This window comes from Enterococcus sp. DIV0756 (genome assembly GCF_051710745.1).
In the GTDB taxonomy this organism is placed as follows: domain Bacteria; phylum Bacillota; class Bacilli; order Lactobacillales; family Enterococcaceae; genus Enterococcus_A.
The window spans coordinates 407,765-433,869 of sequence record NZ_JBIOLF010000002.1; the positions used below are offsets into that span (position 1 = coordinate 407,765).

The 26,105-nt window shown below is 38.0% G+C and carries 34 protein-coding genes and 1 tRNA gene; 13 read left to right on the top strand and 22 right to left on the bottom strand.

The window, feature by feature from the left end:
* Nucleotides 1-420: 420 nt before the first annotated feature.
* Nucleotides 421-1,680, top strand: a complete 1,260-nt coding sequence (locus IGI44_RS18370; RefSeq protein ID WP_438789385.1) for an MFS transporter — start codon at nt 421-423, stop codon at nt 1,678-1,680.
* Between the two features lie 40 nt (nt 1,681-1,720).
* On the opposite strand, the gene IGI44_RS18375 is transcribed toward IGI44_RS18370, so the two are convergent.
* A complete protein-coding gene (locus tag IGI44_RS18375; RefSeq protein WP_438789386.1) occupies nt 1,721-2,128 on the bottom strand; it encodes a pyridoxamine 5'-phosphate oxidase family protein in 408 nt (135 codons plus the stop codon).
* A gap of 15 nt (nt 2,129-2,143) precedes the next feature.
* Nucleotides 2,144-3,034, bottom strand: a complete 891-nt coding sequence (locus IGI44_RS18380; RefSeq protein ID WP_438789387.1) for a diacylglycerol/lipid kinase family protein — start codon at nt 3,032-3,034, stop codon at nt 2,144-2,146.
* Between the two features lie 193 nt (nt 3,035-3,227).
* Between IGI44_RS18380 and IGI44_RS18385 the strand changes: the two genes are divergently transcribed.
* Entirely contained in the window at nt 3,228-3,548 is a 321-nt protein-coding gene (locus IGI44_RS18385; RefSeq protein WP_438789388.1) for a DUF960 family protein, read from the top strand.
* A gap of 24 nt (nt 3,549-3,572) precedes the next feature.
* On the opposite strand, the gene IGI44_RS18390 is transcribed toward IGI44_RS18385, so the two are convergent.
* Entirely contained in the window at nt 3,573-4,010 is a 438-nt protein-coding gene (locus tag IGI44_RS18390; RefSeq protein ID WP_438790295.1) for a universal stress protein, read from the bottom strand.
* Nucleotides 4,011-4,219: 209 nt separating this feature from the next.
* Here IGI44_RS18390 and IGI44_RS18395 point away from each other — a divergent pair, with 209 nt between their 5' ends.
* The 3 genes from IGI44_RS18395 (at nt 4,220) to IGI44_RS18405 (ending at nt 5,574) form a co-directional block, all read left to right on the top strand.
* On the top strand, nt 4,220-4,591 hold the full coding sequence (locus IGI44_RS18395; protein WP_438789389.1) for a hypothetical protein: 372 nt from the start codon (nt 4,220-4,222) through the stop codon (nt 4,589-4,591).
* Nucleotides 4,592-5,072: 481 nt separating this feature from the next.
* Nucleotides 5,073-5,327, top strand: coding sequence for a DUF5960 family protein (locus IGI44_RS18400; RefSeq protein ID WP_438789390.1), 255 nt, complete (start codon nt 5,073-5,075; stop codon nt 5,325-5,327).
* On the top strand, nt 5,314-5,574 hold the full coding sequence (locus tag IGI44_RS18405) for a hypothetical protein (protein ID WP_438789391.1): 261 nt from the start codon (nt 5,314-5,316) through the stop codon (nt 5,572-5,574). The genes IGI44_RS18400 and IGI44_RS18405 overlap by 14 nt, the downstream gene beginning before the upstream one ends.
* A 172-nt stretch (nt 5,575-5,746) precedes the next feature.
* Here IGI44_RS18405 and IGI44_RS18410 read toward each other — a convergent pair whose 3' ends face one another.
* Together IGI44_RS18410 and IGI44_RS18415 are read right to left on the bottom strand one after the other, a co-directional pair.
* Nucleotides 5,747-6,172, bottom strand: a complete 426-nt coding sequence (locus IGI44_RS18410) for a universal stress protein (RefSeq protein WP_438789392.1) — start codon at nt 6,170-6,172, stop codon at nt 5,747-5,749.
* Nucleotides 6,173-6,724: 552 nt separating this feature from the next.
* On the bottom strand, nt 6,725-6,985 hold the full coding sequence (locus tag IGI44_RS18415; protein ID WP_438789393.1) for a hypothetical protein: 261 nt from the start codon (nt 6,983-6,985) through the stop codon (nt 6,725-6,727).
* A gap of 125 nt (nt 6,986-7,110) precedes the next feature.
* On the opposite strand from IGI44_RS18415, the gene IGI44_RS18420 reads away from it, so the two are divergent.
* Complete coding sequence (locus IGI44_RS18420) at nt 7,111-7,803, top strand: hypothetical protein (protein ID WP_438789394.1); 693 nt, start codon at nt 7,111-7,113, stop codon at nt 7,801-7,803.
* 162 nt (nt 7,804-7,965) lie between these two features.
* Here IGI44_RS18420 and IGI44_RS18425 read toward each other — a convergent pair whose 3' ends face one another.
* Together IGI44_RS18425 and IGI44_RS18430 are read right to left on the bottom strand one after the other, a co-directional pair.
* Nucleotides 7,966-8,394 carry a universal stress protein gene (locus IGI44_RS18425; protein ID WP_438789395.1) on the bottom strand — a complete coding sequence of 143 codons (429 nt, stop codon included), beginning with the start codon at nt 8,392-8,394 and terminating at the stop codon, nt 7,966-7,968.
* A gap of 162 nt (nt 8,395-8,556) precedes the next feature.
* A complete protein-coding gene (locus IGI44_RS18430; RefSeq protein ID WP_438789396.1) occupies nt 8,557-9,279 on the bottom strand; it encodes a C39 family peptidase in 723 nt (240 codons plus the stop codon).
* 198 nt (nt 9,280-9,477) lie between these two features.
* On the opposite strand from IGI44_RS18430, the gene IGI44_RS18435 reads away from it, so the two are divergent.
* Nucleotides 9,478-10,038: a GNAT family N-acetyltransferase gene (locus IGI44_RS18435; RefSeq protein ID WP_438789397.1), complete on the top strand. Its 561-nt coding sequence runs from the start codon at nt 9,478-9,480 to the stop codon at nt 10,036-10,038.
* Nucleotides 10,039-10,059: 21 nt separating this feature from the next.
* Here the strand turns inward: IGI44_RS18435 and IGI44_RS18440 are convergent, their stop codons facing one another.
* Both IGI44_RS18440 and IGI44_RS18445 read right to left on the bottom strand, forming a co-directional pair.
* Nucleotides 10,060-10,488 carry a universal stress protein gene (locus IGI44_RS18440; RefSeq protein ID WP_438789398.1) on the bottom strand — a complete coding sequence of 143 codons (429 nt, stop codon included), beginning with the start codon at nt 10,486-10,488 and terminating at the stop codon, nt 10,060-10,062.
* A 519-nt stretch (nt 10,489-11,007) separates the two neighbouring features.
* Nucleotides 11,008-11,439 (bottom strand): universal stress protein, encoded by a 432-nt coding sequence (locus IGI44_RS18445; protein ID WP_438789399.1) that lies wholly within the window; start codon nt 11,437-11,439, stop codon nt 11,008-11,010.
* A 561-nt stretch (nt 11,440-12,000) separates the two neighbouring features.
* On the opposite strand from IGI44_RS18445, the gene IGI44_RS18450 reads away from it, so the two are divergent.
* Together IGI44_RS18450 and IGI44_RS18455 are read left to right on the top strand one after the other, a co-directional pair.
* Nucleotides 12,001-12,216: a hypothetical protein gene (locus tag IGI44_RS18450; protein WP_438789400.1), complete on the top strand. Its 216-nt coding sequence runs from the start codon at nt 12,001-12,003 to the stop codon at nt 12,214-12,216.
* An 86-nt stretch (nt 12,217-12,302) separates the two neighbouring features.
* Nucleotides 12,303-13,031 carry a class I SAM-dependent methyltransferase gene (locus tag IGI44_RS18455; protein WP_438789401.1) on the top strand — a complete coding sequence of 243 codons (729 nt, stop codon included), beginning with the start codon at nt 12,303-12,305 and terminating at the stop codon, nt 13,029-13,031.
* Nucleotides 13,032-13,073: 42 nt separating this feature from the next.
* Here the strand turns inward: IGI44_RS18455 and IGI44_RS18460 are convergent, their stop codons facing one another.
* The 3 genes from IGI44_RS18460 to IGI44_RS18470 all read right to left on the bottom strand — a co-directional run bounded on the left by IGI44_RS18460 (nt 13,074) and on the right by IGI44_RS18470 (nt 14,244).
* Nucleotides 13,074-13,349 (bottom strand): holin, encoded by a 276-nt coding sequence (locus IGI44_RS18460; RefSeq protein ID WP_438789402.1) that lies wholly within the window; start codon nt 13,347-13,349, stop codon nt 13,074-13,076.
* Nucleotides 13,342-13,557: a BhlA/UviB family holin-like peptide gene (locus tag IGI44_RS18465; protein WP_438789403.1), complete on the bottom strand. Its 216-nt coding sequence runs from the start codon at nt 13,555-13,557 to the stop codon at nt 13,342-13,344. Before IGI44_RS18465 ends, IGI44_RS18460 begins: the two co-directional genes overlap by 8 nt.
* A gap of 297 nt (nt 13,558-13,854) precedes the next feature.
* Nucleotides 13,855-14,244 (bottom strand): transcriptional regulator, encoded by a 390-nt coding sequence (locus IGI44_RS18470; RefSeq protein WP_438789404.1) that lies wholly within the window; start codon nt 14,242-14,244, stop codon nt 13,855-13,857.
* Nucleotides 14,245-14,442: 198 nt separating this feature from the next.
* On the opposite strand from IGI44_RS18470, the gene IGI44_RS18475 reads away from it, so the two are divergent.
* Together IGI44_RS18475 and IGI44_RS18480 are read left to right on the top strand one after the other, a co-directional pair.
* Nucleotides 14,443-14,769, top strand: a complete 327-nt coding sequence (locus tag IGI44_RS18475) for a helix-turn-helix domain-containing protein (RefSeq protein WP_438789405.1) — start codon at nt 14,443-14,445, stop codon at nt 14,767-14,769.
* 4 nt (nt 14,770-14,773) lie between these two features.
* Nucleotides 14,774-15,241, top strand: coding sequence for an ImmA/IrrE family metallo-endopeptidase (locus IGI44_RS18480; protein WP_438789406.1), 468 nt, complete (start codon nt 14,774-14,776; stop codon nt 15,239-15,241).
* Nucleotides 15,242-15,346: 105 nt separating this feature from the next.
* On the opposite strand, the gene IGI44_RS18485 is transcribed toward IGI44_RS18480, so the two are convergent.
* From IGI44_RS18485 to IGI44_RS18515, 7 genes are all read right to left on the bottom strand, one after another.
* Nucleotides 15,347-15,580: a hypothetical protein gene (locus IGI44_RS18485; protein ID WP_438789407.1), complete on the bottom strand. Its 234-nt coding sequence runs from the start codon at nt 15,578-15,580 to the stop codon at nt 15,347-15,349.
* A gap of 76 nt (nt 15,581-15,656) precedes the next feature.
* Nucleotides 15,657-15,857 (bottom strand): cold-shock protein, encoded by a 201-nt coding sequence (locus IGI44_RS18490; RefSeq protein ID WP_216410722.1) that lies wholly within the window; start codon nt 15,855-15,857, stop codon nt 15,657-15,659.
* Between the two features lie 398 nt (nt 15,858-16,255).
* Nucleotides 16,256-17,305: an acyltransferase family protein gene (locus tag IGI44_RS18495; protein WP_438789408.1), complete on the bottom strand. Its 1,050-nt coding sequence runs from the start codon at nt 17,303-17,305 to the stop codon at nt 16,256-16,258.
* A 229-nt stretch (nt 17,306-17,534) separates the two neighbouring features.
* Nucleotides 17,535-17,819, bottom strand: coding sequence for a DUF1905 domain-containing protein (locus tag IGI44_RS18500; RefSeq protein ID WP_438789409.1), 285 nt, complete (start codon nt 17,817-17,819; stop codon nt 17,535-17,537).
* 142 nt (nt 17,820-17,961) lie between these two features.
* Nucleotides 17,962-18,058 (bottom strand) — tRNA-Sec (locus IGI44_RS18505).
* A gap of 151 nt (nt 18,059-18,209) precedes the next feature.
* Nucleotides 18,210-18,563 (bottom strand): DUF1622 domain-containing protein, encoded by a 354-nt coding sequence (locus IGI44_RS18510; RefSeq protein WP_438789410.1) that lies wholly within the window; start codon nt 18,561-18,563, stop codon nt 18,210-18,212.
* Between the two features lie 430 nt (nt 18,564-18,993).
* Nucleotides 18,994-21,060: an LTA synthase family protein gene (locus tag IGI44_RS18515; protein WP_438789411.1), complete on the bottom strand. Its 2,067-nt coding sequence runs from the start codon at nt 21,058-21,060 to the stop codon at nt 18,994-18,996.
* A gap of 504 nt (nt 21,061-21,564) precedes the next feature.
* On the opposite strand from IGI44_RS18515, the gene IGI44_RS18520 reads away from it, so the two are divergent.
* On the top strand, nt 21,565-22,350 hold the full coding sequence (locus IGI44_RS18520; protein WP_438789412.1) for a glucosaminidase domain-containing protein: 786 nt from the start codon (nt 21,565-21,567) through the stop codon (nt 22,348-22,350).
* Between the two features lie 124 nt (nt 22,351-22,474).
* Here IGI44_RS18520 and IGI44_RS18525 read toward each other — a convergent pair whose 3' ends face one another.
* From IGI44_RS18525 to IGI44_RS18535, 3 genes are all read right to left on the bottom strand, one after another.
* The gene (locus IGI44_RS18525) at nt 22,475-22,768 is read right to left on the bottom strand and encodes a diacylglycerol kinase (RefSeq protein ID WP_438789413.1); all 294 of its coding nucleotides are present in this window, start codon (nt 22,766-22,768) and stop codon (nt 22,475-22,477) included.
* A 25-nt stretch (nt 22,769-22,793) separates the two neighbouring features.
* Nucleotides 22,794-24,092: a PTS sugar transporter subunit IIC gene (locus IGI44_RS18530; RefSeq protein WP_438789414.1), complete on the bottom strand. Its 1,299-nt coding sequence runs from the start codon at nt 24,090-24,092 to the stop codon at nt 22,794-22,796.
* Between the two features lie 84 nt (nt 24,093-24,176).
* Nucleotides 24,177-25,043, bottom strand: a complete 867-nt coding sequence (locus IGI44_RS18535; RefSeq protein ID WP_438789415.1) for a MurR/RpiR family transcriptional regulator — start codon at nt 25,041-25,043, stop codon at nt 24,177-24,179.
* Nucleotides 25,044-25,219: 176 nt separating this feature from the next.
* Here IGI44_RS18535 and IGI44_RS18540 point away from each other — a divergent pair, with 176 nt between their 5' ends.
* Complete coding sequence (locus IGI44_RS18540) at nt 25,220-26,104, top strand: BadF/BadG/BcrA/BcrD ATPase family protein (RefSeq protein WP_438789416.1); 885 nt, start codon at nt 25,220-25,222, stop codon at nt 26,102-26,104.
* Nucleotide 26,105: the final 1 nt, after the last annotated feature.

The window sequence follows — 26,105 nt, forward strand, 5'->3', positions numbered from 1 at the left end:
ATCCCTACCAAGTAATTTTATGCGCTTTCATTACGTTGTATCTCACAAACTCTTTTTGGTAAATCCATAAATTAAGAGAGCCTATTTTTTTAGAATCACTTTTCATTTTTTCAAACTTATTTCTTTTTTGGTCTCTTTATTTTCACAGTCTAATGGATAACATGAGTTTCGTCAATCCTATAATAAAAAATGGAAATACAATACGCCTTGAAATATCAACATTTTTTTGACTTTTTTATAGAGGAAATTTTGCTAATTACGTACCTTAGAAATTTTTTTATTTTAAAAAACATTGACATCGCTTTCATATAATTCTATACTTTGGATGTTACTGGAGCCCAGAGAGAAGTAACGCTTATTTAAGCGTTGCTTCTTTTTTGCGTTCTTTTACAGAAAAATTCACAAGCAGGAGGGTGTTATATGAACAAGCAAGCAGTTAAAAAATGGGGAACGTTGTTGCTATTGTCAGCCGGGGCTGGGATTATCTTTCAGCTTCCTTATATCCGAGAAACCTTTTATGTGCCAATCCAAAAAGCGATGGATCTAACCAACGCACAGATGGGGATGCTCTCGTCAGGTTATGCTACAATGGCAACCTTTTCTTACTTTGTTGGCGGGGTCGTTGCGGATAAATTCTCGGCTCGAAAGTTGCTGACGGTTTCATTCTTGGTTACCGGTGTTTTAGGTTGGTGGTTCTCGACATTTCCGGGCTTCCAGATCAGTCGGCTCATTTTCGTCTTGATGGGAATTTCCACGATCATCACCTATTGGTCAGCGGCGATCAAAGCTACACGGATGTTGGGTGATAGTTCAGAGCAAGGACGTTTGTTTGGTTGGCAGGAAGGTTTACGAGGGTTGCTAAATTGGTTATTAGTAGTTGGAATGAATGCCGTGTTCGTTCGCTTCTCGAATGAAGTATTGGGAACCGCTTGGGCTATTCGTGTGTGTGCCATCACTGTTTTCGTCATTGGTATTTTAAATTGGTTTGTTATTGAAGACACGGAAGCAGAAACACATTCAGAACCGCTTTCTAAAGTTGTCATCGGCATGTTTAAAACGCTGAAAATCCCCCGCACGTGGGTATTGGTTGCGATCGTATTCTTCGCCTACAGCATGTATGGCATTTTAGGCTACATCAATACCTTCGCCATTAATGTTTATGGCCTGTCTGTCTCGGGCGGCGCGCAGCTCGGTGCGATTCGTTATTTAGTGCAAGCCGCTGGCGGAATCATCGGCGGGATCATCGCTGACAAAATGGGTTCGCGTCTGCGGGTGATCATCGGGGGCGCAGCTTTATTGACACTTAGCTTCGCTGGGTTCTTAGTATTGCCGGCCAGCGCAGGCATGCTAGTCGCTGTTATTGTGAACTTTATCTTCGGATTGTTCTTTATCTATGTGGTACGCAGCCAGTATTTCGCGATCATTGATGATGCTGGTTTCCCAGTGGAAATGACCGGTCGTGTATCCGGGATTGTCTCTTGTCTTGGTTATTTGCCAGATGTATTTATGTACACCATGATCGGCGGCTGGTTAGATAATAATCCAGGAAAAGCCGGCTTCAACATGATGTTCATGTATGCCATCGCTATGGGAATTGGCTGTATCATCTTCTCATTGGTACTTGCTTTCATTATCAAAAAAGCCAAAGCTTCTGGCACTATTGCGGCTAAAGTCGATTAAACAAAAAAATCTCTCTCGCTGATAAGCGGGAGAGCGTTTTTTATTTCTCTGGCACATCTAAAAATTCTCCATGCATGTTTTCATAATGCTTCACACTCAATGTCTCAAAAACAGCGATCATGGGATGCTCATAGTTCAGTTCTTTTTGAAATTCATTCAGTTGTGCAGCTAATTTCTTATACTCAACTAATTCCTCTGCAAACAGATACCCCTTCAACGCGATGCTTTCATGCTTCTCTTTGTCAAAACAGAACAAACTGCCGGACCGATTATGACGAATGTTTTCCGCTGTTCGTCCCTCACCATTGATGTAGAATTTGAAATAGTAAAAACCATTTCGTTCTAGCGGTGGAGATACAGCGATTGCGTGCGGAAATCCGCGATTATCAATCGTGATCAATGTAAATGTGTCTGCATTTGCTAGCAGTGTTTCCATATTTTTATCCATTACTAAACCCTCCTATCATTCTTCTCTTTTTTCAGGTACATATAGCGGCACGAAGTCTGCCAAAAATTCCACTGTTAAAGGTAACGCAGGTCCCTTATCACCATCGATCCGTGAATAAATTTTCTTATCCGTCAATGGTGTTAATTCTAATTTGTTTGTTTCAAGATAGGTCATTGCATCAGAATCCTTCAGACGACCTGTAAAAATGAAACGTGCAAGCTGAAGCAATTTCCGAAAGCGCATATTGTGCAAAATACTAACATGCAACTTATCATAATCTGAATCTACGTAGGTTCTTCCGCCAATTGAATGGGTCGTGGTCGCTAAAGAAAACCAGACTTTCAATTTTTCATGAAAATGATCCGCCTTAATTTCAACTGGATAAGACGTATCTTTCCCAATCTGTTTCAAGGCCTTCAAAGGATAAACAATTAAACCGAATTTTCGCTTCTCACTTTGGCGAACTTCATTGGAAATATCCGCGAATGAACCAAAAGTAAACGAACTAATAACCGCCTTTTGTCGATCTTGACAGGCCGCGATCCCAACTTGACGTTGGTGTCCTGCAATGATTACATCCATTGCTTCCTCTTCATCCATAGGTAAATGCCAACGTTTGGCAAAATTGTTGATCGTGCCTCCCGGAATGATTCCCAACGGCAACGATTTTCCTGCTTGAACGAACGCTGTTCCGACAATGTTTAACGAACCATCACCGCCAATCGCTACAATCCCCTCGTATTCATCAATTGCCTCTTTTACTGTTTCGACTGCTTTTTCAGGATCCGGTGCTGTCAAAAAATCCGCTGAGTGGCCAGCCTGTTCAAATTTTTCCTGCATTCTTTTTGCTAATTTTTCAGCGTCTCCATCCCCTGCATTTGGATTAAAAAAAATTCCATAACGCATATTTTTCACCCTCATTCATTTGTTAATTAAAAAATTGATTTTATGCGCTAAAAATCTTTATCTATTCTCTTTTACCTTATCATTTTTAACCTAAAAAAACTGTTTTAACGAACTAAATAGTTAGAATTTGATTCTTTCCTCTTTTCTTCTTCATAAAACCTGATATGATAAAGCTAAGAGAGGGTTGAGAAAAATGTTTGAACCGACAAAACCACGACGAAGTGAAGTTGCTTTCGACACAGTTCCTGAACATATGCAGCAAGAAATCTGGCATATGATTTTTATGCGTCCGATGAAGGGACTGCCGCTTACTTCACCACAGCGTTTCCACTTTTTCAAAAACAAAATCGCTCGTACCTTAAGTGTTGTTTATTCCCAAAGCGACCCTTATTTTTCTGATGGCATCACCGCGCCTTATGTCGAAGCCTACGAGGAGATTGAATTTCCAAAAATCATGTATGTTTATGACGATGGGAATGAACTGATCATGACGCTAGACGAAAGAAACGTCTGACTTCCGTCAGACGTTTTTACGTACTTATTTTACAACCATCACATTGCAAGGGGCTTGATTTACTACATAAGCCGTGGTAGAACCGACAAATAGCAAGGACAATGCCCCTAATCCAGTTGCCCCCATCACGATCAGATCAGTCTCAAGTTTTTGTGCCAGTTCAACAATTTCTCGCTTAGGATTTCCGGCTACGATTTGAGACGATAGATGAACCTCTTGCTCATCCGCCATGCGATGATGTTCCAACTCCGTAATAATGCCCTGAGCTTTTTCACGAACTTCCTGCATTAAGGCAATTGAATTTCCGCCTGTTGTTCCGCTAAAACTGGCCGTATCAATCACTGTTGCTAAAGTCAGTTTCCCTTTATTCCTCTTCGCAATATTGATGGCTTCATCAAACGCCTTTTTAGACTGTTTTGAACCATCGACAGCAACTAAAATATTTTTATACTCATCAACCATATTTGCCGCCCCTTTCTCCTTCATTTTATCATTCTACCGTTTCTTCGAAAAATGAAAATAGTCAATTCTCTTTGTTTTTTCACTATGTAATCATTAAAACTGCTTTAAACGCATTCTGAAAAATTGTTCTTTTCAAACTAAAATGCTAGACTTGGCTCAACAAAAATTATCTACACAAAATATCAAGAAGAGAATAAGGAGACTCAGAGATGAACAAAATACAACGAAGAAAAGCCCATCTCATTATTCATAGCGCATCGACCGCTGCTGCAGGTGTTGGGGCAGGAATGGCTCAACTACCTTTTCCTGATGCGACCGTTTTATTACCTATTCAAACAGCTATGGTGATTGCGCTAGGCAAGGTCTTTCATGTCAAGCTTGAACAAGGTGCCGCAAAAGCGCTCGCCACTCAATTTCTGGCCCAAAAAGCAGGCCAAATGACTGCGCGTTTCCTTGTAGGCAAACTCCCTGTTGCAGGCAACGTTGTCAACGGATCAACTGCCGCAGCCATTACTGAAAGCTATGGTTGGTTAATTGCTAAAGAATTTTCAGAGGAATTCGAGAAAAAAAGAAAAGTATAATATTTTTTTAATTGCTGGAAAGCTTCTTTCAAATCCACTTCGGATTCGCTATACTTGTAAACGTGGATGAACTTGGTGTTTTACTCGTTCAATGATGTAGTCCGCATTTAAGACAGAGGTGCTGGTTCGATTCCAGCCGTCCACACTTTAGCAAAGAACACGCCTGCAGATTTTGCAGGCGTGTTCTTCCATTTTATTAAGCTTTAAACTCACAGTAGATGAATCTGTTAGATACTTGAAACGAGGATAGATTATTATGACTAATTTCTACAATTGGCTTTATCGCCAACCCAAATATAGGATTTATCGCATCATCGGATTATTTTGCTTGCTCTTTTGGTTGCTTGTTTGTCTTATATAAAAAAGAACTTTAAATCCTCAAATGACTATTATATTTATGCGTACATTATTTTAAGAAGTTTTTAGTCTTCTACTTTACTTTACGAACAAATGTTCGTATAATATTCTTGAGGTGATGACCATGTCTATGATTAGTCCAGATTCTGTTGAAATTTTTTATCGAACCTATGATTCCTTAGTGAAAGATTCACTGCCACTAGCTTTATTTTTGAACCAGATTACCGCCAAAATGGATGCCGAAAATCGTGATTATTTTATCATCCCTGCTAAAAAGACCGGACGTAAGAAGGATATCTATTTTCAGTTTGAACGTAAAAATGATGAGCTTGTTTTCAAAGGCATTCACACAAGGAGGAAAAACGATGGAGTCAATTAAGGGAACTGTCACAAAATTAAAAATTATCCAATTTTCACAACAGCCTTTAGTTTATTTTCAACTTGCGAATACCAACTGTCTAATCGCTGCTCACTCGTTAAACTTTCTAGCTGATGTAGAAGCTGGTATGAAAATTGTCGTACTCGGAAAAAGAAATACACGAGGACAGTTCATTGTCGCTAAATATGCGGTCTTAGGCAGTACTAAATTAATGAATGATATTCAATCTTATCAATCTGCAAGCTAAAAGGAGCTGCCTCAATGTCTTATCGACTTTTGGGGCAGCTCCTTTTCACGAATAAATGGCGACTCATAAGTAGCGTCTGCAGAAATAAGCCGACAGTTCACAAAAATTTTAAAACTAATTTTTAGAATTTCCTTTATATTTCTTGACGCTAAACAGCTATGAGTCAGCCTCTTTATCGAACAACCATTACATTACATGGCGCATTATTGACAACGTACGCTGTCGTAGATCCTAACAATAATCTTGAAAAAGTACCAGTTCCTGTAGCCCCCATCAAAATCAAATCAATCTGCTTCTCTTCTGCAAAGCCAACAATTTTAGCCTTTGGATTTCCATCATCAACGACAGTGGTATAAGAGATATCCTCTGGAATCGCTTCTTCCAATGATCCTACAACTGTGCGTGCAGCCTTCTGCGCTTCTTTCACAATATGATCTACGGCATAGGGCTCTGCCCCTAAGTGATTGGTATCTGATACGATCAAAATATACAAATGTGCTTCATTTCTGCGGGTGACTTCGATAGCCTCTTGGAATGCTCGACGTGCCTGTTCAGATGAATCAACTGCAACAAGTATTCTTTTGTATGATTCCTTCATAATAAAGACCCCCTTTTTTCTATTGTAACGAATCACAGGTACCTTTGTACAGAAAATGGTAATCGTTTTCTAAAATGACTATTTTTCGCATATCTTCTATGCACACTTAGAACCTACTCAATTAATGTTGTGAGAGGGCCAACTTAAAAAGACCACAACCTCCAGTCTCTTATTAAATAATCAGTAAAATAGTAGACAGAAAAAAGCACCTTGATCACAAGGTGCTTAAAGGGGATGCTAGTCAAATAAAACTAGCTAAGAAAGATTGAGAGAGGTCTTCCTCATATTCATATTTTAACAGATTTCTTTGTCATTTTGGTGATTTTACGAATTGTTTTTTTAACATTTTTAAATTTATTCTGAATGTGACTAAATATTTTTATTCTTCGAAAGTATTCCCTTTTTCCAATTATGTTAGAAATAAATTATAAAAATAATTATTACGCTGATATTGAGCTATTTTATCGATCAGAAAAATATCCTTATAGCATATTACTATAAGGATAGGATGATTCTAGTTTGATATTTTTTTCACAAATAATTTGAAAAAAATTAGATTTTTACGTATTCTAATTCAAAACCAGTATGGTCATTTTTTGCGGCTACTCGATATGCTGTTGACAGTGTCTCCAATGTTGTAGGATCCAAAGCCAGCTTAACAAAGGTTGGCAAATCAAGTTTTTCAACATCTGCTTCTTTCTCTAAAGCTAAAGGCTGCATCATTTTAGCAAAGCCGCCTGTGATTGAAATATTTCTCTTCTCGCAACGAATAGCATCTCTTAATTCCATTGGATTCGCAACTACTTTTTTCATTCCCATCACTCCTTCTTTTTTTGATAATATCATAGGGTATATGAAAAATCAACAATTTTGTGAATTAAAACACAAAATTATATAACACTAATTTCTGTTATACTTTTTAAAAAGGAGTGAGATTCTTGCATACATTCGTAAAACGAAAACAGCGCGGATGGGTCGAAAACGAAGATTTAATCCCTTATAAAAAGAAGTCAACAGACGAATTGAAGAGCTTGCTATCCTCAGAAAAACCTTTCGAACGAACAATTTCTGCAAAGCTTTTACTATTAAATTGTGATAAAACGAACATTCTTTTGGACGCTTTGGTGAATGAATCTGCCCTGTATACTCGATTAGCGATTACTGAAAAACTAGAAAGCGGTGATTCAGCTACTGCCCAGAAAATGCTTCCGTTTCTTGCTAAAATTGGAAAAAATCAACATCACTCTCCGGTGTCGCCCTCAAAAAAGAGCTCCTTCCCTTTACCACGAGACTTGATTGCTCGCTCATTAGGTCGTATGAATCCGGAAATTTTTCCCACCCTTTTGGATGCTGCTACACAACTACCAAATGTAAAATTGCGGGAATTGATTGATGCCATTGGTTATATGGTCTTTTACAATCCCTGTCTAGCGACTACAAAAAATTATCAACTCTTGCTAGAGATTAAAGAGTCATATAAGACTGACGTTTTGATTCAATGGAAAATTTTGATTTGCTTTTCGGCTTTCCCTCAAAGCAAAGAACTTCTACAAAAGGAAACTCAGTTCGTTTCAGAAGCCCAGCGTTCATTAAAGATCCTTGAAACAAAAAAGGGCGTGTTCCAGAATTAGTCAGCTTCAAGAAATTTCGGCTTATTTCCGAAGAAGCTACTTCTGGAACACCGTTTAATCGGAAAAAGGAACTGCGACAAGAAGACGTTTGGCACAGTTCCTTTTTGCTTACTATTTGATGACCTGTTTAATTACGTTAGTTGACCAAACGCACAGATTTCGCTATCTTACGACCATCACATCACAAGGTGCGTTATTCACTACGTAGTCGGTAGTAGAACCCACAAGCATACGCTCTAATTTACCTTTACCAGTAGCGCCAATATAAATCAAATCGATTTTATAAACTTCTGGCAGATCAAAACAAAGGGCCTTTTTGGGACTTCCCACACAAGTAATCATTTGTTTATTGTAATAATCGACTCCTGCAACTTCTTCTTCCAACAGCTTGAGTGCGGCTTTCTTCTCTTCTTCAATGATTTGGGCAATTGGCGTCGCACGATTCAACAGCAACCCACTGCTGTTTATGACCTGTGCGATATACAAACGTGCATTATTTCTTCGTGCAGCTTCGACAGCTTCCATTAACGCCTGGTGGGCTTGCGGCGACCCGTCTACTGCAGCTAAAATATTGCAATAACGTTCAGTCATGGCGCCTCCCCCTTTTCTTCTAGTATAACAAGCTGCCACTAATTTGTAAGCTCTTTTTTTTGATAAAAACAGTGTAATAGCAGCGTTTGTTCCAATATCCTTTTTTTATTCAGCGAACATTAAAAAACCACTTCAAAATGAATTGAAGTGGTAAAAAACGACCTAATTTTTTTCTAAATACAGTGATTGCTGATCAGATTCCTGGTAGACTTTCTGCATATCGGACCAATCAATCTCGCGATTTTGATAGCCGTAAGGATCATTGACGTAAACGACCTCTTTCTTACGATCAAAGCCAGTAATAACCGCAGAGTGGATCAATGGTGTGACATACATACTGCCTTGATCGGTCTCCCACAATAACCAATCCTCATCTTTTGGTACTTGAAAATCCACGGTCGCGACGATCCAAACGGGTTTCCCGCTGGCTACAACCGCCATGATTTTATTAAACGATTTTTTGTTCCCGGCTGCCACGCGATAATCATCATTGACATACTCTTTGGCCAGCTTTGCGATTGGCTCTACAGCAACACCCATCGCTTCATCTCCACCGGTAATATCACCCACAAATCCCAAATGGGGATTCCCATGATTTCCTGATTCAGTGTATAGTGGTTGATAGTCCAGCTCATCGGCCAGCTCATTTTTATCCGTGTTGTAGCCATAATATTGTAATAGCATTGAAAGCGCAGTAACTTCACAACCATTTTCTAAGGCAACACCGTCAAATTGACTCTCCAAGGGAACATCTAACACAATCTTATTTTTTTCTTGAGGCTGCTCAATTAGTTCAGACAATCCATTCTTTCCTTGAGCATAATAAATTCCTCCACTAGCCGCTACTAAAATAAGCAGCAAGATTACTATTCCTTTTTTCTTCATTTCATCACCTAGCATCAATAGTCCATTCGAAATTATACGGACTATTATAAAAGGTGACAAAGAAAAGCCCTTGAAACACAAATACTTTAAAATGTTTTAACGTTTCATGTTTATAAATAGGGATTGCCTAGATTTCATTTTGACATTCCTATTCCAGACTGATATGTTTTGATAAAATAATCTTTGGAGGTCCTGTCTATGAATGCTTTTACCTATCAAATTGATGATCAGTTAGCTTTTGCCTTTCCTCAGCTAGAGGCTGCTGAAGAACTTTTAGCTTTAATTGAGTCTGATCGCTCACACATTGAGGCCTTTATTGATGTCATGGCGGAAACAAAAACGGTTGAGGATGAAAAGAACTTTATCAAAATGAAGCTACATGGATATGCTGATGGTACTGATTATCTTTTTTTCATTCTACAGGATCAAAAAATTTGTGGCTGTATTGATATTCATAACATTGATCTCAAAGTAGGTAAGGGCGAAATCGGATACTGGTTGCATTCCTCCTTTACCAAACGAGGAATTATTTCAAAAAGCGTCAAAGCCCTTTGTCATTTGGCCTTTAATGATTTTGGCTTAAACAAACTAGTGCTTTGTGTCGACGTTGAAAATGGCCCTAGCAACCGTGTGGCACAGCGTTGCGGCTTTCTTTTGACTAGTACTGAACCACAAGATTCATTGCTTCACGGAAAAATGCGAGACATGAACCACTACACACTTTTGAAAGAACAATTAAAAAAAGGTTTTGACGAATAATTTCTTCGTCAAAAACCTTTTTTATCGTACAACCATTACATTGCATGGCGCATGATTGACAATATAGCCACTCGTTGAACCAACCAATAAACGTTGAAAACGTCCCTTACCTGTTGCTCCAACATAAATCAAATCAATTTCATATTGTTTCGGTAATTCTTCTGTCAAAGCTTTTTTAGGATTGCCAATGTATTGAACGAGTTCCATATTTTGATAGCGTCCACGTTCCTTTAGCTTCTCTAGATATTGCTTCGCTCGTTGTGATTCTTCGGCTAAAATATCATCCATCGGCTGCGCACTACTCATTAAAATACTCGAATCATCAATGACTTGAACAACATATAATTTAGCTTCATTTCGTCTTGCAGCACCGATCGCTTCAAAGAAAGCCCCTTCCGATTGATCCGAACCGTCGACCGCAACCATAATATTTTTATATCTACTAACCATGATATCTACTCCTTATTCAATTGAATGAATTTATTTTTCCTTCAGAAAAATAAGTCTGATTTTCTTACCGTATGTCATTCCTCTAAACTGTCCTTGCCTTGGTTTGTTGTTGCTTATATCCTGACTTCGCGCCATTTTTTCTGGGAAAAGAGGAACTGAAATCCTTATTCAATTGAATGAATTTATTTTTCCTTCAGAAAAATAAGTCTGATTTTCTTACCGTATGTCATTCCTCTAAACTGTCCTTGCCTTGGTTTGTTGTTGCTTATATCCTGACTTCGCGCCATTTTTTCTGGGAAAAGAGGAACTGAAATCCTTATTCAATTGAATGAATTTATTTTTTCTTCAGAATAGTAAGTCTGATTTTCTTGCCGTATGTCATTCCTCTAAACTGTCCTTGCCTTGGTTTGTTGTTGCTTATATCCTAACTTCGCGCCATTTTTTCTGGGAAAAGAGGAACTGAAATCCTTATTCAATTGAATGAATGTCCCTATTCTTTTCTTTACGCGTTCAACACCGCTAACGAATGACAGTTACACTACATGGCGCATGATTGACAACATAAGCTGCGGTTGAACCGATTCGAGACAGACGAATTTCTCCTTTACCAGTAGCACCAAGATAGATCATATCAATATCATTATCTTTCGCAAATTCGACGATTTTCTCTTTTGGACTGCCCAATTCAACAAAAGGCTCCACATTTTCAAGTTCTTTTCGAGCCGCATCATGAACTTTTTTCAACATTTCGTTTTCGACTTGTTCTTTTTCTGCTGCGTAAATTTTACTGAAGGAGAAAGCGCTGGTGGAAAGTTCACTGTCGTTAATGATTGAAATAACATTCAGCTTGGCATCGTGACGTTTGGCTGCTTCGACGGCTTCATCAAAAGCATGTTCCGAATGTTCAGATCCGTCAATTGCTACTAAAATATTTTTGTATTTACTAATCATTGTAACCGCCTCCTTTATTAAATTATAAAGGAAAATAAGAAATCTGTGAAACGAAATCAACTTTATTTTAATGAAAGCGTCAAAGATATTTGTCAACCCACCTTATCTGATGGGCATTCAACACCTATTCAAAAAGCGTTAGACTTTAAATCATTCAATGGAAGCGTTAGACAGTCACTTTCCTCCAATATTCTATTTTCCTGTGAGCATTTTTCTTGTATCTTTTTCGACAATCCATTAAGGTAACAGTAGTTCATTTGTTTATCCGAGTTCCTTCCCAGGACTCCAGCCGTCGTTGCCCTGCGACGGCTCTTTTTGAGCAAAAAAATTGCAAAGAAAGCCTTTTCCTATTATAGTAAAAAGCGGGTATTACCCATCCTTTATAGAATTTGTTTTTTTCACTTGCGGACCGTTGCCATTTTTGGCCGGTCTTTTTTTGATGGACTAGGCATCAAGTTTTCATGACTTTCGAAAAAATAACAAATAAAAATCCTCCTTCTACTTTCTCTTTTGTGTGTTACACTAAAGAGGATGAACACAAGTGTAATTGGAGGAACAAACATGTACAAAGCCAACTTAAAAAACATCCTCACCCGTAAAGAAGAACGAACAGTGGATCTCACACTAATTCCTCACGTAGGCGATACGTTACAGCTGAGACAGCCAGATAAATTCTTGTTGGTTCACGGGGTTACTCATATTATTGAAAACGAATCCATCGAGTTCGAGATTTTCGTCGAACCGATTGATCGCACTTACTGGATGAATGAAATTTAACGAAAGCGAGGAATAAAGATGATTGCACACAAAAGAGACGTTCTCCATGTAGTTTAACTAAAGACAAATTACATGGAGGAATAACAATGAAAAATATTTATGATAATGAGAAATTTTTTGAGAGCTATAGTCGGATGACGCGCAGTCAGCAAGGATTGGATGGAGCGGGTGAATGGCAAACGTTAAAAGAATTGCTACCCGATTTTAACGAAAAGCAGGTAGTCGATTTAGGATGTGGCTATGGCTGGCACTGTCTGTATGCAGCAGAACACGGTGCAGCCTCCGTCATGGGTGTTGATATTTCCGAAAAAATGCTGGCGGTCGCACGTCAAAAGAAGACGTTTGATACTATTACCTACCTTCACGACAGTATTGATGAGATCACTTTTAAACCAAATACTGTTGATATCGTAATCAGCTCCTTAGCGATCCATTATATTGAAGATTTTGAAAAATTGGCGAAAAATATTGCAAGTTGGTTGGTTTCTGGGGGACAATTCATTTTTTCAGTCGAGCATCCAATTTTCACTGCAGAGGGCTCCCAAGACTGGTTTTATGATGAGAATGGAGCAATCGCTCATTTTCCTGTCGATAATTACTTTTATGAAGGAGAACGCATCGCTCATTTTCTCGGTAGTGATGTTAAAAAATACCATCGAACCTTGACCACCTATCTTGATAATTTACTAACGAATGGCTTCCAGATCAAACGTATTGTCGAGCCAATGCCGCCTGAAAATATGCTGGATATTCCAGGAATGAAAGATGAGATGCGTCGCCCAATGATGTTGATCGTAAAGGCGGAGAAAAATTAGGAGAAAATTAATAGTAGAGAAAATCCCTAAAGACTGAAGTCCTCAGGGATTTTCTTTGCTATGCCCATATTTATTCGTGGCGTCGTACAACCCGCAAGCCATTCCGCCAGCAACAAGCCCGCCGAGCGCCAATTCTCCTAGCGACTGATTAAAAAGAAAGCCCATCGCTATTCCTAAACCTGTACCTAAAATTAGCGATACTATCGGTAAATACCGTGTAGCGACTAAACGAGTTTGCTTTACACCTTCTGTGATAATCATCATGATCGGCGCAAAGCTTAATCCCGTCGCCAAAATGTGTGTTAAAATCTCATCCATTTTCTCTTATCCTTTCGTGTATTCGATTTACTGTTGTCTCGATTCTCTCAATCTGTTTAAGTGACTCTGTCAAATCATCAATGGTGCTCAAATAACGCTCTTCTCGTGTATTATTCTGCTTCATCACCCAGACTAAGAGAAAGACAAAAAGTACAGGAAATCCGATACTTTCCGGATTATTGAGAACTGTCGAAATAAAGTTATCCATGCCTTCTCTCACCTCCAAAAATGTTTATCTATCATCATCTTGACTTCAAACGTATTGATTTACCACAGTGTTTTCCCTCTCTAATAATGATGCAAAATCGATATAATCAAAAAAACAACGGCTAATCAATCCTTCTGAATTATCAAGATTCTCACTTCCTACTCACAAAATTTTTGACGCATTTTCCTGAACTTTTTCAAAGCAATTGCTGCTTCACTCATAGTTTTCATCCCTCTCTTCTTGCTATACTTATACTTTATACGAACGTATGTTTGTTTTGTTGCCAAAAAAAAGACATCAGATCCCTAGATGCTCTGCTAGTTCTTCAAAAAAAGCATCACGTAAACGAATGACCTGGCGTTTACTTAAAAAGACTTGATCGGCGACTAAATCAAGATTGACCTTCCGATGTTCTGTCATATAAAGCAGTTCGATGATTTTTCTTGTTTCTTCCGTCGTTTTTTCTAAACACAGAGAAATGATCCTCTGATTTCGTTCCAAATTGATTAGTTGTCGGTCAAGCGAAATTGAGATCAACAATTGCTTGTCCTTCGCCTCTGTATTGGAACGATACTGTGTTTGTTTACTGTGCCAAAGCAACTTCTCTTTTCTTTCTAGATAATAATCTTCCATCTTAGGATAGTCTTGTAGGATTCCCTTCAAGTAATCTTTTTTCCATTTCTCCATCGTCTCTCCCCCTAAAAATAACTGAAACAATCTTAAATTGTCAGACTTTTTTTATTGATTAGTATTTCATAAAAACCAAAAAAACTTTTTTCTAATTCAATGGTAATACATTTCGAGTACTTTGTAAATTTATTATTCTTTTTTACAGGAAATTTAATACGTAACGTGTTACAATAAAATAGAAGGGAGTATATGCTCATGTTGGCTCAACAATTAAAAAAATTAAGAAAAAAAACACCACATCTCACTCAGGTAGATATGGCAAAAGAATTAGGGATTGCGAAAACTACCTATGCTTCCTATGAACAAGGAAAGCGAACGCCTGATATTGAAACACAAAACAAAATTGCTGACTTCTTTAACGTATCGTTGGATTATCTTCACGGAAGGGAACAGAAGAATCCTTTTTCAGCAAAACAGATGACTGTTGCTGCGCACATAGATGATGAAGTAACCGAAGAACAAATGGAAGACATTTTGAATTACATTGATTTCATTAAGCAAAAACATGCAAAGAAGGATTGAGTAGATGGATAAAGCAGAAAAACTCATGGCCAATTTCCAAGGGATCAACTATATTTTTGACCCCTCTATGCCAGATGGACAAAAAGGATTGTATATCGATAATCACATCTACTTAAACCCACGACAATCCTCCGAGGAATTGACAGACACTGTGGCCGAAGAAATTGCGCACTATTTAACCAGCTCAGGCGACCTAATCAGCCAAGACACCGTAGAACAGCGGAAGCAAGAGCAACGTGCACGGGATGTTGGCGCTACGCTAGTCGTAACCCCAGAGGATATTATAGCCTGCTATAAGGAACGATTTTCTAACGTTTGGGAGTGCGCAGAATTTTTGGGGGTCACTAAGGAATCCTTTGAGCATGCCGTCAAAGTCTATGCTCGAACGTACGAAGAAGGATTGGCCTATCAAAACTATCGTATTCTTTTTCGCGCAAATGGTACAATTGGTGTGTTTGAATTTTTTGAATAAAAAATAAACGTCCTTGAGTTATTCTCGGGACGTTTAGTATATCTATTTATTTTTATCTATTCTTTTCATAACAACACTCGTTACTTCGAAGAAAATTATCGTGTTTTAAACATTTGTTTCCGGATCAACTAGGCTATCGTAACTAATCACCGTTGTAAAATCATTCAAATCTTCTGTTTCACTTTTTATGATCTTTACGATTGCTGAATTATTCAACTTATTCTTTACGATCCCTCGTTGTGTTTGCTTTTTATATTCGAAAAATACCTCTTGACCTACCGAGAAGCGTTCCCCCAAAAAAGAGGGCTTTGGAGATTTAAATCCATAGGTGCTTGCCATGTGAACATCCTCCTTCAAATATTAAAAAAAAGAAGATCGTTTCCGATCTTCTTAGTTATCCGTAAATAAACAAATATTAGTCTTTTACGATGTTTGAAGCTTGTAAGCCACGTTGGCCTTCTTCAACATCAAAAGTTACTGCTTGGCCTTCATCCAAAGATTTAAAACCGTCTCCTTGAATAGCTGAGAAATGAGCGAACACGTCGTTGCCATCTTCACCAGTGATAAAACCAAAACCTTTTTCTGCATTAAACCATTTTACTGTACCTTTATTCATGTAAAGTACCTCCAATTACACATCAAATGTGTTTATTTGTAATAAAGAATGACGTGTAATAAAAAAGTATCTTAAAGAATATAGATAACAACCTAGTCACATATCAAAGTATTACTTAGTTACCTTAACACGTATGGATGGCAAAAGCAAAATAATATGAGAATCTCCTTTTTTCCAAGCTAACTAATCAAGTATAAGAAGATAGCTAGCTACTATTTTATGCTTGAAAAGCGCCTCTACTCAATGATTTAATATACTGATGTGCACTATTTTTCAAAAATAAAGTTTTTCTAAAGAATCTTTTTTTATTATAGGTTATTCCTGTGAATGAGTATCAATCCTATATGGATTATAAAAAGTTTGCTGTCGCGTCGACCTTTCTTTAGAAAATCGACAAGCTAATTTTTCTGAAACTTTCTTTTTACTACGCCAAATAGTGTAAAGCGCACAAAGGCAAATAATAAACAAACGATAAAAACAACCAACGGTTCAAAAATACTTCTTAAAATCAACCAGGAACTATCAAATGATTCTTTATTATTAAAAATCGTCTGCCAAATCAATGGCCGAATGTATTTATTATCGTGTAAAAGGTATACATCAAAAACTAACGGTGCCACAAACAGAACGAGATTCTTCTTGATGGAAATTTTTGTTAGAACGATCACGAAAAGCGTTGCACTAAAAATTAACGCATTAATACTTTCGATTCCAGTTAAGAAGAACGCTGGTAATTTCGGAAAATCTTCCACAGCATAGGGTTGATAAAATAGCCCCTTATATACAAGCAACATCCCACTGAAAACAAACAGCAAAACGACGTAATTGAAATATTTTGTTGCTAATTCATGTTGATAATTCTTTAATAAATCACCTATCAATACGAAGTAAAAAAAAGTGAGAAGACTGCTGGGAACATAATAGCCTTCCGTTTGTGTAATAATGCCGATCAATCCGGGAATATGCAGGACGATAATTAAAAGTAATGTAGCCAATAATTTTTTCTTTCTGTCTACACTAACTAAATAGTTTCTTATAAATGGGTTTAATAGTAGCAGAATGACGTACGGGATCAAAAACCAATAATAGCCAAATCCAACTGGAAACAATGCAGGAACGATTTCTTGAGCTGTTAATTCCAATTTGGTATCTGTGAAGAAGATAACTATTATTAGCGATAAAATAGCATACCATCTGGCTGCATTCGATAATGCTAGAATTTTTTTCGGCTTTAGCTCCTGTTGTGAATAAAAATAGCCTGTAATTAAAACAAAGAGAATAACACCGATTCTCCCCATACTTCCCATAATGATAATAAAAGCGGCTTTTCCAGAAAACTCATTAGGAAACACCCAACCGCTATGAACATAGTAATGATGATAAACGATCATTAGCATACTAATAATCCTAAGCAATTCAATATTCTTATTTCTTTTTGAAACTCCCACTTAGCACCCCCGTCACTGATATATATTTGTAGTTTGATAAGGCACAGCATTTACTTATTAATCATATAATTCGGAAAAAGATAAAACAAGCGTGTTTTAGTATTTTCATAATAAACTGTTCACGTATCCAACAAGAAGCCTCTAATAAAAAAATACGCATTTTCATTTAATGGCTGTTCACAACTAGGTTTGAAAAGAACTTAATTAAACACACCTATCGTTTTTGAAATCATTCAGATGTTGCAACTACAACATGTACACTGTCTCCGATATCTTTTCCAATTTTGTTCCGAATATCTTTGCGTATCCCCAAAATATAGCAAATACTTCCATCCTCATTCTTAATGCCCATATTTACAATACTTCCATCATAATCCGCCCCGTCAAAAGTCGCATGGACCTTGACACGTCCTTTTCCAAATTCTTCTCGAACATCATACGGAAAGATTACATAAGCTCCTCCCTTTCCGACTTCTGACGCATAAATTGTTGATTCAAATTTATATTCCTTCATGTTTCTTTCTCCTTCATAAAACGATTAATCACCTGAATATTAAAGACTGAACAGATGTAAAAAGTCAACACAAATAAAAAAATCTGACAAACACTACTGAGATTAGCGTCAAATCAGTGTTTGTCAGACATAATAGTTTAATTGGCGGGAATGTGTAGGAATCGAACCTACCCAAGAAGCTCCTAACTCCTCATACTGGTTTTGAAGACCAGAGGGAACACCAGAACCCATCCACTCCCGAAACAAAACTATCATACCACTCCTTCAAACTGGAATCAATAACAATTTGCAAAGAAAAAAAGAAAGCATTCAGCTTATTTTGAATGCTTCTTTCTTTTTTATAAATTACTAGATTGTTAAGAAGAACAAGTAATTCCTTTTTTAAAATCTTTATTGTTCATCAGAGAATTCGTTTATTTCTTTATTTAAGAAGTAAGAGATCATCGTTCGGATCAACACGATCATCGCTAACTTAATAATGTCTTGGAATGTGGGGTTGATGATCGTTTCGATAATGTCAGCGACGATCAAAAATTCCAGACTCAGCAAAATATAGCTACCTAAATACGCTTTGATGCACTTGTTTTTATGCAAAACGGAAGAATAATCCTGTTGACTTCTTGATTGAATCAATTTGATAAAAGAAAAAATTGCCCCATATAAAATAATAAAAATAGAGAGAATGTTTAACACTAAAACAATGGGGTGAAAGATCAATTGAAGTAACTGCTCAAAATTTTCCATATTTCTCCTACCCTTTCAACGCTATATCCCCATTCTAATCTGAATTCATTCACCAATCAAACAAAACTCAGCATAATAATTTAAACTTTCTTAGCTCTGTTTAAGCGGGCCATAAGCTTCGCTAGTTATGTTAAGTTCACTTCCAAATTCGAAAGGATGATTCGTATGTTCAACACCTTAAAAAGAAATACTTCCAGCCTTTTAAAAGATGCCTTTTATGACTTAACGATCTTACTGATTTCCCACTGGTTCTATCAAATAATCACCCAGTTGTTGAAATGATTGGCCAACGTTCCGCTCGTTGATAAATCATTTGCATCCCAGCTCAGAGGTCACTAGGCGACACTCAGCAAATACCTAAGCACCTATTAAACAACAAAAATCCTAATTAAAAAAAGAAGCATCCATTACCGGATGCTTCCTGCATGTGCTACTGAATCGGCGGATATAAAGCGGTAGTTGTTTTATTCCCATTCTTAGAAAACAGGCTCGTTGATTGACTACCCTTCTCTTTTTCGATCGCCTCATTTTTCTTATCCAGATCGTGATAATCATACTTTTGCGGATCAACAGGCGTGAACCCTTTTGGCGTGTAGAAACGCAATAAGTTTTCTTGGTTCAATTTGTCTGACAAGCTCAACGCCTGCTTCACTTGTTTCTGTTCCTTATCGATTTCTGGCGCGATATTTAACGCTTTTGGATCAACCTTTTCACCTGTTTTATTGTCATAAGTTTCACCGCCCAATTCAGTGTAGGTTGGCGAAACAAAATCACCATTTCGAAAAGCTACAGTTTGATCATGTTTCGGTGAAAATAGATCCGTACCAAATTGAATATAATTTTGATTGTCGATTCCCATCAAATGCAAAAGTGTTGGTAAAACATCGATCTCTCCGCCATATTGATGTTGTATCCCACCATTTGTATAACCTGGGATATGGAACATTAGAGGTACTCGCTGCATTTGCGCATCATCAAATTTGTCCCAAGTCGTTGGGTCTTTTCCTAGCGCTTTTGCTAAATCTTTATTATTGCTATCAGAGATACCAAAGTGATCGCCATAAATCATAAAGATTGAATTTTGATAGATTCCTGAAGCCTTTAGATAATCAAAAAATTGACGCAATGATTCATCCAAATAGTGTGCAGTCCGAACATAATCATCTACGGTACTATTTCCCGTTTTTAATGCTGGGAAGTTAAAGTTTTTATCATCGGTTAGATACGGTGTGTGGTTTGTTACGGTCAAGAATTTCGTATAAAACGGCTGTTGCAAATGTTCTAAATGTCCCACCGTTTCCTTCAACATATCTTTATCTAAAATCCCATACCCTAAGTTTTCATCACTTTTATTGAAATACGAGCGATCAAAAAAGTTTTCATAGCCGAGATTTTTATACACATGATCGCGATTCCAGAAGCTGCCTACATTTCCATGGAAAACGGCACTCGTATACCCAGCTTCCTGTTTCAGAATCGCAGGCGCAGCTTGAAATGTATTATCCGAACCTAATTGAGTAAATAGTGAGCCTTGTGGTAAGCCAAAGGTTCCTGTTTCCAGCATATTTTCTGCATCGCTGGTCTTCCCTTGACCGACCTCATGGAAGAAATTGTCGAAGGCCAATGTTTGCTTATTGTCATTTTCTAAACTATTTAAGAAGGGGGTGACCTCTTGACCATCAACCTTCATATTAATTAAAAATTGCTGGAAGCTTTCCAAGTGGATCACAATGATATTTTTCCCCTTAGCAACCCCGTATCGACTTGGATCAGGTGCTGCATAGTGGCTTTTTGTGTACTTCAAAATGTCGGTTAAGCCATTGCTGGAAGCATGAGCTCTCACGCTATTAGTCTGTTCCGTCTTAATACCGTCATAAACCGTAAAGGCATCCAATCCTAGGTATTTTACGATGTAGGAACGATCAAACGTCCGTTGTAATAATTGTGGGCGATTGGCTTCACTCAACGACAAGTTGACTGAGAAAATCAGCGCTGATAAACAGCTGAGCGCCACTGCGAACGTTTTTTTGACGGGTTTACTGTCAATTTCTTTGCGTTTAGCAAAAAGATAAATCAGAATCCCCAAAAACACCAACAAATCTACCCAGTATAAACTATCATGCACTTTCATTAAGGCAAAGGAACTGCCGGAAATGCCTTGCGAAACTTTTGAAAAACCTAAAATCGATTTGATTGTGACGAAGTCTGTAAACTCTCGATAAAAAATCACGTTCAAATATAAAATCAAGGTATTCAGCAGATCCATCAAAAACAACACGATTAAAGCTGGTTTAAATTTTTTGACGTAGAGGAAAACCCCAAACAGCAGTAACGTTGTGGCAATTGGATTGATCCATAAAATGAAGTATTGAATGGACCCTTCTACGCCTAATGAAAAATCCACGTAATAGGCTAAAATTGTTTTGGCCCAAAATAGTACACTGACAGTCATTAGGATCAGCCAACGATTCTTAAAAGCTTTTTTCACCCGGTTCATCCGGAACACTTCTTTCTATATTAAATTGTCCGATATAACTATAGAGCAGAATTTAAAAAAATGCATTTTTATTTACGATGAAACAGTCAATTTTATATTTTTAAATAATGAGCTGATTTTCTTTCAAAATTTAAGGAAAGACCCGCGAAATCTAGTGGTTTTTGACGTCAAATGAAAATTTCCTAAGACATAAAAATTTCATATTCTTAATATTTATCCATAAAATAACAATCTCCTAATTGTCGATTTTCATTTTCTTACTATTCAAGGTTTAAACACTTTATTGAAATTTGCACAAAAGTTTGGGAGAAATTTCTGAATAAATAAGTAAATAGTCTTTTACCTTTAAGATGAACCATTCCTAGCATATGTCCTTTTTGCGGCAACAAAAACGACCATGTATTCCCCTATAATAATGAGTAAGAAGTGGTCACTTCGGTAAACATTAAGCTACTATTTTCGGATATGTACTATACTTTTGGCGATTAAGAGGAGGGATTATCAATGTCAGCAGAATACAATTCAGGGTCACTGGTTAATGCGGGTAAAGCTATTTCTGAACAGAATATCAAACGGATTATTCAACATTCCAAAACGTACCATTTGAAACCTAGTTTTTTAATTACTCAAATGTTTATTGAAAGCCATTGGGGCGATCCTAATATATCGTTGGTCGGAAGTATCGACAATAATTGGAGCGGCATTTCAGAACCCTTCAACGTCCCCTCAGACTTAGGAATACGTATGCGTCGAGGCAGTGCACGACCGTCAAATGAAGGCGGCTACTATGTTCATTTTGATACTTTGGAGGACTATTTCAACGCATATACTTTCTTATTATCTGCTAGAAATGGACTTTACAAAGTCGAAGGGAAAAATACGATTGAAGATTTTTGTAAGGGGTTATTTAGAGTTGGTGGCGCAAAAGCCGATTATGCCGCAAGTGGGTATCAACACTATCTAAGTATGTTAGTGCCCACGTATAATGCCCTCAAAAAACAAAATCCAAATAAATTAGAAGCGATTGACACCGGTATATTAAATAATGAAAGGAATGAAATCGGTATGTTTATTTATTATCAACCGCAACCAACGGGAACTTCCAACGATATTTATGGCGTATGGGGCAATAAACGATTCCATCTGAATACTATGGAGAAAGTTGGACATTTTAAAGAACTAGTCAGCAATGCAACGGGGATTCCTTGTAAAGAATACCATTGGGCACGAGGCAGCGAGCAGATCAAAACGGTGGAAAGCTTTACTGAATTGCAGAAAACAGTGATTTAAGAGAAGAATTCAAAAAACCGGAAACAAGTGAAAACCGAAAGACTCGGTTTTCACTTGTTTCCGGTTTATTTTTCATTAGAATCTTTTTCCAATCAATCAAAAATCAGGAAGCATAAGTCCTGCATTAAGTTCTATTTATTTTTTCTTGAGTAGGGTATCGATTGTTCATCGCTTCTACATATTTTCTCTGCTCGATCATAAAATTAACCGCAAAAACTGCGCACAATGCATACAGGAAGATATTTACCTGCTCTGATAAATTTGGCAATAAAACATTTGGTAGAATCATGATTAGAAAGGAAGCAAAAGCCCAAATCCAACGGTGAATTCGAATGCCTGCTTTCTTTAATTTGGTTAATAAGAATTGGCTCACAGTTAATACAATGAAGAAAAATACAAATACAGCGATCCAGTACATCGTTTCCCACCCTCTCTTTTACAACTTATTCTGCAGCACTTGCTTCTACCTGTGCCATCTCATCTTGAACCATCTTCTTGTCATAAGCTTTTACGAACGGATAGTAGATAATCCCTGCGACAAGGAGGTTCACAACAATCAATACGACAACGCGCCAATCATTCCCGGCACTCAAGAACCCACCAATTGGAGCTGGAAGCGTCCATGCCTGATACGTTGTAAAGCCGTTGACGATCCCCAACTTAATAGCTGAATAAGAAATTGTCGTCAATACTAACGGCACCAAATTAAATGGAATAAACATATACGGATTCAAGATCATTGGTGCTCCGAACATCATTGGTTCATTGATATTGAAAATCCCGGGAATCAAGGTGAAACGTCCGACTTCTTTTAGGAATTTTGATTTACAAATAAACAGGAATAAGGCGGCAACAACGATGGTCGCACCTGCTCCACCGATCGTCACTGTCCATTGATAAAATTGCTCCGGCGCGATATAAGGAAGCTTTGTAGCAGATGTTCCTGATGCTAACGCTTTGGCATTGTCGTCTAGCATCACTAGCCAAATTGGCCGGATAACAGAGCCGACAATACTCATTCCGTGAATCCCAAACGACCACAACAAATGAATGAAGAACATTGGCAATAAGGCGCCAAATAAGTTATTTCCTAACAGACCCGTAATTGGTTTAAACATCGCCATTAAAGCGGAATTTACATCAAAACCAATGATATCGCGGATAACCCACAGCGTAACCAAAACAACAGCGCCTGGAATTAAAGCTTCAAAAGAGCGCGCCACTGCTGGTGGTACCTGTTCTGGCATTTTGATCGTGATTTTCTTTTTGGTGAAAAAACGATAGATTTCAACAGAAAAAATCATAGCTAAGATTCCTGAGAACATCCCCGAAGCGCCTAATGACGCCATCGGTAAAACAAATCCTAATGGGGCATCAGCGGGAGTTGTCACATTCACTGGCATTTGCAGCATGAAGAATGCCCCTAAAGACAATACCCCGCCTGTTGTTGGGTCTAGCTTGTAGGATTTGGCAAGATCAGACCCCATGATGAAGGTCGCATAGATCGCCATCAAGCCCATGGTCATCCGAAATGGCAAAGCAATCGTTGCACTGTAAGGGGCTAATAAGTCAGCTAGTGGTTTGTAAGGAATATTTACAAAAATAAGAAAGAAACTACCGATTAAAATGAGAGACAACGTCGACACAACACCATTACGAATGGCTAATAAATGTCTTTGTGTCCCTAGTTTAGACATTGGCGGCACAAGTTTTTCTTCGATAATCTTCATGAATTTATCCATGGGTACTTCTCCTTTTTTTACACTTTTTTTACATTAGATTGGTTGTACTGAGCTGCGTAGGCGTTGACCCTACACCAGTTTGTATCATTTATTTTTATAGAAATGGTTCTTATAATCCTTCACCAGTTTCGCCGATTGATTCAACTGGGAAATGCTTGACTCGTAATTCCGACTCACAAAATCATAAAAGATAATATCAATAGCCATAAACTGTAATAGTAAGGAATCCGTCGCAGCAATTCTTCCCGGTAATTCGATCGGCTGACTCGTGTGAATCTCAATATCACCAAGCTCAGAGACAGTACTGCTGCCTCTTTTCGTCATCGTAATGATCGGAACCTTTCGCTCTTTAGCAATCTGGGCTGCCTGTACAGCCTCTGGGGTTTCGCCAGAATTATCTACCACCCAGAGAATATCCTCTGCTCCTGCATTTGCTATTATCGGCAATAGATCATTTACGTTATTAAAAGCGAAAACAATCGTGCCAACATTTCCCCATTTTTGAGCAATATCTTGAGCGACCAGATTAGAAGCGGCGATACCCAAGACAAGCAACCGCTTTGAACGAGCAATCAATTGGCTAAGTTGACTGATTTGGCTATCGTCTAGTTCGTTCACTGTTTCAGCTAAAGAATGTTGTGTATTCAGTAATAATCGTTCTTTAATGGAACTGATTTCTTCATTTTCTCGTACCTCTGGCTGTATTTTTCGGTTCAGTTCTCCCCCGCTTAAATCCGCGGATAATTCTATTTTAAGCTGCGGGAACCCATAAACTTTTAACCGCTTACACAAACGGATAACAGCGGCACTGCTGGAATCAGCTGCTCTAGCTAATTGTTGAGCAGTCATTTCCAACACTTCTTGCGGTTGGTCCAAAATAAACTGCGCGATTTTTAATTCTGATTTTGAAAATGCCTCCTGATGTTCTTGAATTTTGGCAAAAATCGGCATTCCTGTTCCTCCCATACTGTTCTTGCTTTTACTAATTGACCTCCTTCAATCTTCCTTTTCTCTCCCCTTTTTAGAAATTCGATTTCATTTCTTCATTTCTCTTGAAATAAAATTTCATTTCAGATACAATGTAAACGTATTTTTATTCCATGTCAAGCATTTTGGAGGAAAAATTTATGAATTATAGAATAGGAATTGATAGCGGTGGAACGCGCGTAACTGCTCAGGCATACTCTGAAACTGGAGAATTACTGGCCGAAAGAGAGGCGGGACCAGGAAATAGCTTGATTCATTTCGCACAAACGCTGCAAAATATTGAGAGCGTTTTAACAAAATTATTCGATATATTGCCGATAGCCAATTGTGAACTAATTTTAGCTGGCGTAGCCGGTAGTCAAAGTGCTGGAAACCAAAATGAAATCGCGGATTTTATTGAACAGACATTTCATCGGCCAGCAGTCGTCTTATCGGATGCCGAGCTGGCAATGTTGAAAGGATTACAAGGAACAGACGGAATCTTGGTCATCGCTGGAACAGGTTCTATTGTTCTAGGCCAATTCAATCAAACAGCCTATCGCGCTGGGGGCTGGGGACACTTATTAGGGGACCAAGGCAGTGCCTATGATTTGGTCCGTCAAGCTTTTAAAGGAATGCTGAGGGAAGCGGATAAAGGGAACATTGGTGAGTTAACAAAACTGATTTTGCCAATAATTGGCGTAGAGAATGTGTTTGAAGCCGTTCAGCTGTTCAATCGTCTTCCTCGCAATGATTTGGCCGCTTTTGGAAAAGCATTTGCAGAACATGGCACTAAAAATCAAGCCTTTCAAAAAATTTTAATGCGCTGCGGAAAACGTTTAGGTCTTCAGGTTTTGGCAATCCTTGATCAAATAGGTCCAAGCGCAAATCAAAGTAACATTGCCCTTTCAGGTTCCGTTTTGACAAATAATCAGGTGCTTCAAAAAAGTTTTGAACAAACTATCAGACAAAAATATCCCGAAGTGGCGTTGATCCCTTTAGTTGGTACAAATGCTTCTGGGGTACTTTATTACAGAGGAGAATAAA

What these genes read in the sequence shown, in the direction of transcription:
- IGI44_RS18370 (WP_438789385.1), top strand. Translation starts at nt 421, where the DNA reads ATGAACAAGCAAGCAGTTAAAAAATGGGGAACGTTGTTGCTATTGTCA.
- IGI44_RS18375 (WP_438789386.1), bottom strand. Translation starts at nt 2,128, where the DNA reads ATGGATAAAAATATGGAAACACTGCTAGCAAATGCAGACACATTTACA.
- IGI44_RS18380 (WP_438789387.1), bottom strand. Translation starts at nt 3,034, where the DNA reads ATGCGTTATGGAATTTTTTTTAATCCAAATGCAGGGGATGGAGACGCT.
- IGI44_RS18385 (WP_438789388.1), top strand. Translation starts at nt 3,228, where the DNA reads ATGTTTGAACCGACAAAACCACGACGAAGTGAAGTTGCTTTCGACACA.
- IGI44_RS18390 (WP_438790295.1), bottom strand. Translation starts at nt 4,010, where the DNA reads ATGGTTGATGAGTATAAAAATATTTTAGTTGCTGTCGATGGTTCAAAA.
- IGI44_RS18395 (WP_438789389.1), top strand. Translation starts at nt 4,220, where the DNA reads ATGAACAAAATACAACGAAGAAAAGCCCATCTCATTATTCATAGCGCA.
- IGI44_RS18400 (WP_438789390.1), top strand. Translation starts at nt 5,073, where the DNA reads ATGTCTATGATTAGTCCAGATTCTGTTGAAATTTTTTATCGAACCTAT.
- IGI44_RS18405 (WP_438789391.1), top strand. Translation starts at nt 5,314, where the DNA reads ATGGAGTCAATTAAGGGAACTGTCACAAAATTAAAAATTATCCAATTT.
- IGI44_RS18410 (WP_438789392.1), bottom strand. Translation starts at nt 6,172, where the DNA reads ATGAAGGAATCATACAAAAGAATACTTGTTGCAGTTGATTCATCTGAA.
- IGI44_RS18415 (WP_438789393.1), bottom strand. Translation starts at nt 6,985, where the DNA reads ATGAAAAAAGTAGTTGCGAATCCAATGGAATTAAGAGATGCTATTCGT.
- IGI44_RS18425 (WP_438789395.1), bottom strand. Translation starts at nt 8,394, where the DNA reads ATGACTGAACGTTATTGCAATATTTTAGCTGCAGTAGACGGGTCGCCG.
- IGI44_RS18430 (WP_438789396.1), bottom strand. Translation starts at nt 9,279, where the DNA reads ATGAAGAAAAAAGGAATAGTAATCTTGCTGCTTATTTTAGTAGCGGCT.
- IGI44_RS18435 (WP_438789397.1), top strand. Translation starts at nt 9,478, where the DNA reads ATGAATGCTTTTACCTATCAAATTGATGATCAGTTAGCTTTTGCCTTT.
- IGI44_RS18440 (WP_438789398.1), bottom strand. Translation starts at nt 10,488, where the DNA reads ATGGTTAGTAGATATAAAAATATTATGGTTGCGGTCGACGGTTCGGAT.
- IGI44_RS18445 (WP_438789399.1), bottom strand. Translation starts at nt 11,439, where the DNA reads ATGATTAGTAAATACAAAAATATTTTAGTAGCAATTGACGGATCTGAA.
- IGI44_RS18450 (WP_438789400.1), top strand. Translation starts at nt 12,001, where the DNA reads ATGTACAAAGCCAACTTAAAAAACATCCTCACCCGTAAAGAAGAACGA.
- IGI44_RS18455 (WP_438789401.1), top strand. Translation starts at nt 12,303, where the DNA reads ATGAAAAATATTTATGATAATGAGAAATTTTTTGAGAGCTATAGTCGG.
- IGI44_RS18460 (WP_438789402.1), bottom strand. Translation starts at nt 13,349, where the DNA reads ATGGATGAGATTTTAACACACATTTTGGCGACGGGATTAAGCTTTGCG.
- IGI44_RS18465 (WP_438789403.1), bottom strand. Translation starts at nt 13,557, where the DNA reads ATGGATAACTTTATTTCGACAGTTCTCAATAATCCGGAAAGTATCGGA.
- IGI44_RS18470 (WP_438789404.1), bottom strand. Translation starts at nt 14,244, where the DNA reads ATGGAGAAATGGAAAAAAGATTACTTGAAGGGAATCCTACAAGACTAT.
- IGI44_RS18475 (WP_438789405.1), top strand. Translation starts at nt 14,443, where the DNA reads ATGTTGGCTCAACAATTAAAAAAATTAAGAAAAAAAACACCACATCTC.
- IGI44_RS18480 (WP_438789406.1), top strand. Translation starts at nt 14,774, where the DNA reads ATGGATAAAGCAGAAAAACTCATGGCCAATTTCCAAGGGATCAACTAT.
- IGI44_RS18485 (WP_438789407.1), bottom strand. Translation starts at nt 15,580, where the DNA reads ATGGCAAGCACCTATGGATTTAAATCTCCAAAGCCCTCTTTTTTGGGG.
- IGI44_RS18490 (WP_216410722.1), bottom strand. Translation starts at nt 15,857, where the DNA reads ATGAATAAAGGTACAGTAAAATGGTTTAATGCAGAAAAAGGTTTTGGT.
- IGI44_RS18500 (WP_438789409.1), bottom strand. Translation starts at nt 17,819, where the DNA reads ATGAAGGAATATAAATTTGAATCAACAATTTATGCGTCAGAAGTCGGA.
- IGI44_RS18510 (WP_438789410.1), bottom strand. Translation starts at nt 18,563, where the DNA reads ATGGAAAATTTTGAGCAGTTACTTCAATTGATCTTTCACCCCATTGTT.
- IGI44_RS18515 (WP_438789411.1), bottom strand. Translation starts at nt 21,060, where the DNA reads ATGAACCGGGTGAAAAAAGCTTTTAAGAATCGTTGGCTGATCCTAATG.
- IGI44_RS18520 (WP_438789412.1), top strand. Translation starts at nt 21,565, where the DNA reads ATGTCAGCAGAATACAATTCAGGGTCACTGGTTAATGCGGGTAAAGCT.
- IGI44_RS18525 (WP_438789413.1), bottom strand. Translation starts at nt 22,768, where the DNA reads ATGTACTGGATCGCTGTATTTGTATTTTTCTTCATTGTATTAACTGTG.
- IGI44_RS18530 (WP_438789414.1), bottom strand. Translation starts at nt 24,092, where the DNA reads ATGGATAAATTCATGAAGATTATCGAAGAAAAACTTGTGCCGCCAATG.
- IGI44_RS18535 (WP_438789415.1), bottom strand. Translation starts at nt 25,043, where the DNA reads ATGCCGATTTTTGCCAAAATTCAAGAACATCAGGAGGCATTTTCAAAA.
- IGI44_RS18540 (WP_438789416.1), top strand. Translation starts at nt 25,220, where the DNA reads ATGAATTATAGAATAGGAATTGATAGCGGTGGAACGCGCGTAACTGCT.